At 73.1% G+C, this 1120-nt stretch carries 1 protein-coding gene and 1 pseudogene; both read left to right on the forward strand.

Going from position 1 to position 1120, the window contains the following annotated elements; translation table 11 throughout:
- A pseudogene (locus KDH83_RS30745) lies at positions 1-398 on the forward strand (chemotaxis protein CheR); the annotation flags it as partial.
- Entirely contained in the window at positions 391-1074 is a 684-nt protein-coding gene (locus KDH83_RS30750; protein ID WP_212322838.1) for a chemotaxis protein CheW, read from the forward strand. The pseudogene KDH83_RS30745 and the gene KDH83_RS30750, both read left to right, overlap by 8 nt.
- Positions 1075-1120 lie beyond the last annotated feature (46 nt).

A 1120-nucleotide genomic window follows, 5' to 3' on the forward strand; every position in this document is an offset into this window, starting at 1 on the left:
CGCTGGCGCGGCCCGCGCCCGGCCCGACCCGCCCGCTGCCGCCGGTCGCGCCGGCCGTGGCCGTCGCGGCCAGCCCGGAATCCGAGGCCGAGATCTCGCTGCGCCAGATCGAGGCATTGGCGGACCAGGGGCGCGTGCAGGACGCGATCGCGCGCTGCGGCGCGCACCTGGAGCGCTATGGCGCCAGCGCCGACGGCTTCTATCTGCAAGGCCTGCTGCAGGACGCGGCGGGCGATGCCCGCCAGGCGCAGGCCGCCTACCGCAAGGTCCTGTACCTGCAGCCCAACCATCGCGAAGCCCTGCTGCACCTGGCCGCGCTGGTCGCCTCGGAAGGCGACCACGAGGGCGCGCGCAGGCTGCAGGCGCGCGCGGCGCGCCAGGAGGCCCGACGTGACTGAACTGCATGCCGCGCTGGCGGACGTGGACGACTGCTGGAACCGCATCGGCATCCGCGGCGACCAGAGCTGTCCAAAGCTGCCCGAACATGTGCATTGCCGCAATTGCCCGGTGTACGCCACCGCCGCCAAGCGCATCCTGGACCGGCTGCCGCCGCAGGCCGAGCTGGAGGGCAGCGATACCGTCGGCGATCCCGCCGCGACGGTGCGCGAACCCGCCTTGCGGCGCGCTTCGCTGTTGGTGTTCAGGTTGCACCGTGAATGGCTGGGTCTGCCGACCCGGGCGCTGGACGAGGTGGCCGCCACGCGCCCGGTGTTGCCGCTGCCGCACCGGCGCGATCCGACGGTGCTGGGCGTGACCAATGTGCGCGGCACGCTGACCGTCTGCCTGTCGCTGGCGCGGCTGCTCGGGCTGGAGGCGGCCGGGCCCGAACCGCGCGAGCGCGCCGGCGCCGCGCGCATGCTGATCTTCGGCGGCGCGGGCCGCGCCGTGGTGCTGCCGGTGGACGAGGTCGAGGGCATCCATTCCGTCGACCTGGAACATCTGGAGCCCTTGCCGGCCACGGTGGCGGGCGCCAGCCTGAAATACTCGCGCGGGGTGGCGCGCTGCGGCGGCCACAGCGTGGGCGTCCTGGATGAAACCTTGCTGATGCAAGCCTTGGAACGGAGTCTGGCGTGAACCCGGACCAGATGCGAGACGCGTCCCTGCTGGAACAGTTCCAGCA

The sequence above is a fragment of the Achromobacter sp. Marseille-Q0513 genome, from assembly GCF_018195695.1.
Taxonomy (GTDB): Bacteria; Pseudomonadota; Gammaproteobacteria; order Burkholderiales; family Burkholderiaceae_B; genus Achromobacter.